5 protein-coding genes are annotated in these 5,675 nt (G+C 74.5%); 3 read left to right on the top strand and 2 right to left on the bottom strand.

Annotated features, from left to right (window positions below; translation table 11 throughout):
* A partial coding sequence (locus AB0H87_RS37080) for a hypothetical protein (RefSeq protein ID WP_360156890.1) occupies window positions 1-2,197 on the bottom strand: 2,197 nt, incomplete at its 3' end.
* A gap of 149 nt (window positions 2,198-2,346) precedes the next feature.
* On the opposite strand from AB0H87_RS37080, the gene AB0H87_RS37075 reads away from it, so the two are divergent.
* Both AB0H87_RS37075 and AB0H87_RS37070 read left to right on the top strand, forming a co-directional pair.
* Window positions 2,347-3,015, top strand: coding sequence for a TetR/AcrR family transcriptional regulator (locus AB0H87_RS37075; RefSeq protein ID WP_360156887.1), 669 nt, complete (start codon window positions 2,347-2,349; stop codon window positions 3,013-3,015).
* A gap of 91 nt (window positions 3,016-3,106) precedes the next feature.
* Window positions 3,107-3,331 (top strand): DUF3107 domain-containing protein, encoded by a 225-nt coding sequence (locus tag AB0H87_RS37070; RefSeq protein ID WP_360156884.1) that lies wholly within the window; start codon window positions 3,107-3,109, stop codon window positions 3,329-3,331.
* On the opposite strand, the gene AB0H87_RS37065 is transcribed toward AB0H87_RS37070, so the two are convergent.
* Complete coding sequence (locus tag AB0H87_RS37065; RefSeq protein WP_360156881.1) at window positions 3,328-4,011, bottom strand: ferritin-like fold-containing protein; 684 nt, start codon at window positions 4,009-4,011, stop codon at window positions 3,328-3,330. The genes AB0H87_RS37070 and AB0H87_RS37065 overlap by 4 nt on opposite strands.
* A gap of 283 nt (window positions 4,012-4,294) precedes the next feature.
* Here AB0H87_RS37065 and AB0H87_RS37060 point away from each other — a divergent pair.
* A partial coding sequence (locus AB0H87_RS37060) for a DEAD/DEAH box helicase (RefSeq protein ID WP_360156878.1) occupies window positions 4,295-5,675 on the top strand: 1,381 nt, incomplete at its 3' end.

Below are 5,675 nucleotides of genomic sequence, written 5' to 3'. Positions count from 1 at the left end.
GACCAGAGGTCGGGCGCGGCGCCGGCGGACCAGAGGTTGGGCGCGACGCCGGCGGACCAGAGGTTGGGCGCGACGCCGGCTGGGCCGAGGTCGGGCGCGACGCCGGTGCGGCCGAGGTCGGACGCGACGTCGGTGCGGCCGAGGTCGGACGCGACGTCGGTGCGGCCGGGGCGGGTGGCACGTAGCCGCCGCTGCGGCTGAAGCCGGTCGGCGGGGTGTCGCCGCCGAACGGTGCGGACGGGGGATCGGCGGGCGGGACGCTGCCGAGCGGGCTCGGCGGTGCGGCGGCCAGGCCCATCCGCTCCTGCAGGAGGCGGGCCACGTGCCGGCTCACCTCGGCCGGGTCGGCGCCGTCGGAGAGGTCGAGGCGCAGGCTGTGCGCGCCGGACTCGGTGGTGCGCAGCGTCGCGTCCTGCACGCCGGACACGCCGCGGACGGCCGCGATGATCGCCTTGACGTCGAAGCCGTCGGGCCTTTCCCGCTCCACCGTCGGCAGGTCGGCCCGGCGCAGGTGGGTGGCGATCCGGGCGAGTTGCGGCGGGTCGGCCGGTGTGTCGGACGGGGGTTCCGGCGCGGTCGGCACGTCGGGCTCGGCGGGCACCCGCTGCGGCAGGCTGGCCAACTCGTCGAGCATGTCGTCGACCACGGACCGCTGCTCGGCCGCTGGGTCGACCGGGCGCCGGCCCAGCGGGATCGGCGGCGGAGGCTCGGCGGCGGCGCCGACGGGTGCGCCGGAGGTCGGCCCGGGCTCGCGCGGTGCGGACGCCTCGCCGATCTGGTCGCCGTTGCGGCTCGCCAGCCGCAGCGGCGGGCGCGGCGGCGGGACGTCGGCGGGGGTGCGCTCGACCGGCGCGTCCGGCGGCGCCGCGCGGCGCCCGGCCAGGTCGGTCGGGCGGTCGGAGTCGTCGGGACGGCGCTCGGCGCCGCCCGGGAAGGCGCCGGACAGCGGCGGGCGCTCGCCCGGGGTCGGGTCGTCGCCGCCCGGGAAGGCGCGGGTCAACCGGCTCGGGCTGCCCGGCGGGTCGGCCGGCTGGCTGCTCGGAAAGCTCCGGGTCAGCCCGGCCGAACGCCGGTCGACGACCGGGAAGTTGCCCGACGGGGTGAGCGTGGCGCCGCCGGGCTCCACGACCGGGAAGCCACCGGACGGGGTGCCCCCGTCGCGGTTCGCGGGGACGACGGGGTGGCTGCCGGTGATGAAGCGGGCCTCGTCGCCGGACGGACCGGCGCCGCCACGGATGTAGCCCGGCAGGGTGTTGCGCACGGTCGGGTGACCCGCGGTCGGGTAGTCGCGTCGGCTCGGCAGGGCGCCCTCGTCCGGCGGCGCGGGCGGCGGCTCGGCGGGCTGCTCGGGCTGGGGTCGGGACGCCGGCACCGAGAGCCGGCCGCCGGCAGTCGAGGGCGGCGCCGGTGACCAGGGCCACTCGGGCGCCCAGTCGGCCTGCCGGCGCGGTTGCCCGGCGGCGGGATAGGGATCGGCCTCGGTCGGCGTGCCGGGCGCCACGCTGTCGGTCGGCGCACCGGCCGCGACCGCGCCGATCGGCGGGAACCCACCAGCCGTATCGGGCTCCGGGGCGGTCATGGGCGGGCGGGCCGGCGGCTCCTCCTGCCGCGGCCGGAACCGGACCGGAGGCGGCGGGGCCGGCTCCTCGAAGCGCGGCGGCGCCGGCGGGAAGGCGGCCGCGAACGGGCCGGGCAGCGCGGTGCCGCCGGCGTCCGGTGCCGCTGGTGCCGGTGGGGCCGGTGGGGCGGTGTCGGGCGAGGCCGCGTCTGGTTGGGCCGGTGCCCAGCCGGGCGCCCACGGCGACGGCGGCTCGGGCAGCGCCTCGTTTCCCGCCGCCGGGGCCCAGCCACGCCAGTCGGACTGCGGCGGATGAGGATCGGGCCACGGCGGGGCCGGCGGCGGCTCGTCGCCGCCGGGCTGGGTCGGGATCGGCGAGTGGGCTTCGTCTTCCAGGTCACCCTCGTACGGGTAGGGCGGCGCGCTCGCGGAGTGCACCTCACCGGATCCGTTGACGTGTTGCCTCGGCTGGCGGGACGCGGGGACGATCGGGGTCAGGAGGTTGGCGTAGCGCGTGCGGTGCCACGCGGACCGCGAGCCGGGGTCGCGGTCACGGTCTGCCCAGGCGTCGCCGTCGCGGGAAGCCGGCGGGTTGCCGCCGCCGCCCGGTGCGTCGCCGGGTTGACCTGAATCATCCACCGTGCACTCCTCGGTCGCCCTCGCTGAGGCTACCGTGTGGGCACGGTCGCGATAAGTTGCAATCGCGGTCCAATTCGGCGGCCGATGCGATAGGCACCGATCGGATGCGTTCTGGTCCGTCGATGCGACGCGGGATTTCGGAGGTAACGATGGTGGCGGCTTCGGGCGATGCCCATCCGGACGGACGGCCGACCCGGCTGCCCCGGTCGGCGCGCCGCAAGCAGCTGCTCGCGGCGGCCCAGGAGGTGTTCGTCGCGCAGGGCTACCACGCGGCGGCGATGGACGACATCGCCGAGCGGGCGGGTGTCTCCAAGCCCGTGCTCTACCAGCACTTCCCCGGCAAGCTCGAGCTCTACCTGGCGCTGCTCGACAAGCACTGCGACGCGATCGTCGCCAAGGTGCAGTCGGCGATGGAGGGCACGAGCGACAACAAGGAACGCGTACGCGGCGCGGTCGAGGCGTACTTCGACTTCGTCGACCACGAGAGTGAGGCGTTCCGGCTGGTCTTCGAGTCCGACCTGCGCAACGAGCCCGCCGTCCGGGAGCGCGTCGAGCGGGTCGAGCGCGGCTGCATCGCCGCGATCACCGACACGATCATCTCGGACACCGGCGTGAGCAAGTCCCGGGCCGAGCTGCTGGCCTCGGGCCTGGTCGGCGCGGCCGAGACCGCAGCGCAGTTCTGGCTGGCCGGCGGCCGCCAGGTCCCGAAGGAAGAGGCGGAGGCGCTGCTCGCCGCGCTGTCCTGGCGGGGCATCGCGAGCTTCCCGCTGCAGGGCGAGCCGCAGGAGGGCGCCTGGGCGGAAGGCGAACCCGCCTGACACGTACGCCGTCTTCGTCGTTCGCCCCACGAATCGGATAGCCTTCCCAGCGGCGCCGGTATCGACTGTGCGCCACGACGAGGAGGGCTTCGTGGAGGTCAAGATCGGCGTGCAGTACGCGCCGCGCGAGCTGGTCATCGAGAGCTCGCAGTCGCCGGCCGAGGTGGAGAAGACCGTCACCGAGGCGATCGCGAGCGAGGGCACGCTGTCTCTGGTCGACGAGAAGGGCCGCCGGGTCATCATCCCGGTGAGCAAGCTGGCCTACGTCGAGATCGCCGAGGCGTCCCGCGGCACCGTCGGCTTCACCGCCCGCTAGTTGTTCAGACCCAGCGCCGACATCCGGGCGCTGTGGGCGATGGTCATGCGGCGGAACAACGCCTGCACGGCGGCCTGGTCGCCGCCGCTCGTGATGATCAGGGTGGTCAGGGCCGCACGCTGGCCGGCCACCCTGGTCGCCTGACTGAGCACCTCGCCGACCAGGCGCCGGGCCCACATCGAGAGGCGATTGCGGGTCTTCGGGTCCGCCTCGATGGCCGCGCGTATCTCGGTGACGGCGAACTCGTCGTACCGCTTGTCGTGGATGACGTCCAGGACGAGCTGGCGGTCCGGTTCGCCGATCAGCTTGGCCACCTCGTGGAAGAAGTCGTCGGCGACGCCGTCACCGACGTAGGCCTTGGTCAGCGCCTCCAGCCAGTCCTTCGGCTCGGTGGAGTCGTGGTAGGCCTGCAGGACGCCCACGTAAGGCGCCATCGCCGCCTCCGGATCGGCGCCCAGCTGCGTCAGGCGGGCCGCCAGCCGGCCGTAGTTGGCGATCTCCACGGCGGCCATCTCGCTGAGCGCGGCCCGGCGACGAAGGTCGGGCGCGAACCGGGCATCGGCCGCCATGCGTTCGAAAGCGGACAGCTCGCCGTAGGCCACCATGCCGAGCAGGTCGACCAGTGCCTCGGCGTCGGTCGCGGCCGGGGCCGCCGCGCCGGCGGCGAGCTCAGAAGTCACGCCCGCAGGTTACTCCTGAGTTCAGGTGCCGGAGAGGTGCGCCACACGCCAGGCCCCACGGGCCGCATCGGCCTCACGTTCGGCACAACGCCTGGTCAATCCGGTAACATGGTCACGTTAGCCGTGGGCGCAGCGCTGGTCCCGCTCGGCGGGGCAAAGACGAACCCGACCCACGGCACGCGTGTGCGGCCCGCGACTCGCGTCGCGTGTGGCCCGCGCGATACCCAATATCGCGCCCTACGAGACGACGGGGCGCACCACGAGAGGGCACCCCGACAACCACATGAGTGAACTGATGGAACCCGCGGGCGACGCGCTCGTCCCGAACGCGCCGACCCGATCCGACTCCCCCACCTTCGCCGAGCTGGGCGCCCGTCCCGAAACGGTCGAGGCACTGGCCGCCGCCGGCATCACCCACGCGTTCGCGATCCAGGAGTACGCGCTCCCGATCGCGCTGCGCGGCACCGACCTGATCGGCCAGGCGCCGACAGGCACCGGCAAGACCCTGGGCTTCGGCGTCCCGCTGCTCGAGCGCGTCTTCGCGCCCGGCGAGGGCTCCGACGGCGTGCCGCAGGCGCTGGTCGTCGTACCCACCCGCGAGCTCGGCCTCCAGGTGGCCAAGGACCTCGCCGCCGCCGGGCGCACCCGCGGCGTCCGGGTCCTGCCGATCTACGGCGGCGTCGCCTACGAGCCGCAGATCGAGGCGCTGCGCAGCGGCGTCGAGATCCTGGTCGGCACCCCAGGCCGCCTGCTCGACCTGGCCAAGCAGAAGCAGATCCGGCTCGACCGGGTGCACGCGCTCGTGCTCGACGAGGCCGACCGGATGCTCGACCTGGGCTTCCTCGACGACGTCGAGAAGATCCTGGCGATGCTCCCCGAGGACAGGCAGACCATGCTGTTCTCGGCGACCATGCCGGACCCGATCGTCGCCCTGTCGCGGCGGTTCCTGCGCCACCCGGTCACGATCCACGCTGGGCACACCGCCGAGACCGGTCCGTCGCCGCAGACCCAGCAGCTGGTCTACCGCACCCACTCGCTCAACAAGGTCGAGGTCGTCGCCCGCATCCTGCAGGCGCAGGGCCGCGGCCTGACGATGATCTTCACCCGGACGAAGCGGGCCGCCGACCGGCTCGCCGAGGACCTCGACTTCCGCGGCTTCGCGGTGGCGGCGGTGCACGGCGACCTCGGCCAGGGCGCCCGTGAGCGGGCCCTGCGGGCGTTCCGGGCGGGCAAGATCGACATCCTGGTGGCCACCGACGTCGCGGCCCGCGGCCTCGACGTCTCGGGCGTCACCCACGTGATCAACTACGACTGCCCGGAAGACCAGGACACCTACACGCACCGCATCGGCCGCACGGGCCGCGCCGGCGCCACGGGCGTCGCGGTCACGTTCGTCGACTGGGACGACATGCCCCGCTGGCGGATCATCGACAAGACCCTCGGCCTGGACATGCCCGAGCCGCCGGAGACGTACCACACGTCGGCGTGGCTCTACGCGGACCTCGACATCCCGACCGACGTCACCGGCACACTGCCGACCGGCGAGCGCACCCGCGCGGGCCTGTCCGCCCGACGCGTTCCGCAACTACCTGCGGCCCGGCGAGAAGACCCAGCCCGAGGTGCTGCTCATCGACCGCGCGTACATGCTGAACCTGTCCGCGCCC

It is taken from the genome of Asanoa sp. NPDC050611 (assembly GCF_040654855.1).
In the GTDB taxonomy this organism is placed as follows: domain Bacteria; phylum Actinomycetota; class Actinomycetes; order Mycobacteriales; family Micromonosporaceae; genus Asanoa.
This window is presented reverse-complemented; position numbering and strand designations above follow the sequence as displayed.

Coding starts and splice junctions, on each gene's coding strand:
- AB0H87_RS37075 (WP_360156887.1), top strand. CDS start 2,347: ATGGTGGCGGCTTCGGGCGATGCCCATCCGGACGGACGGCCGACCCGG.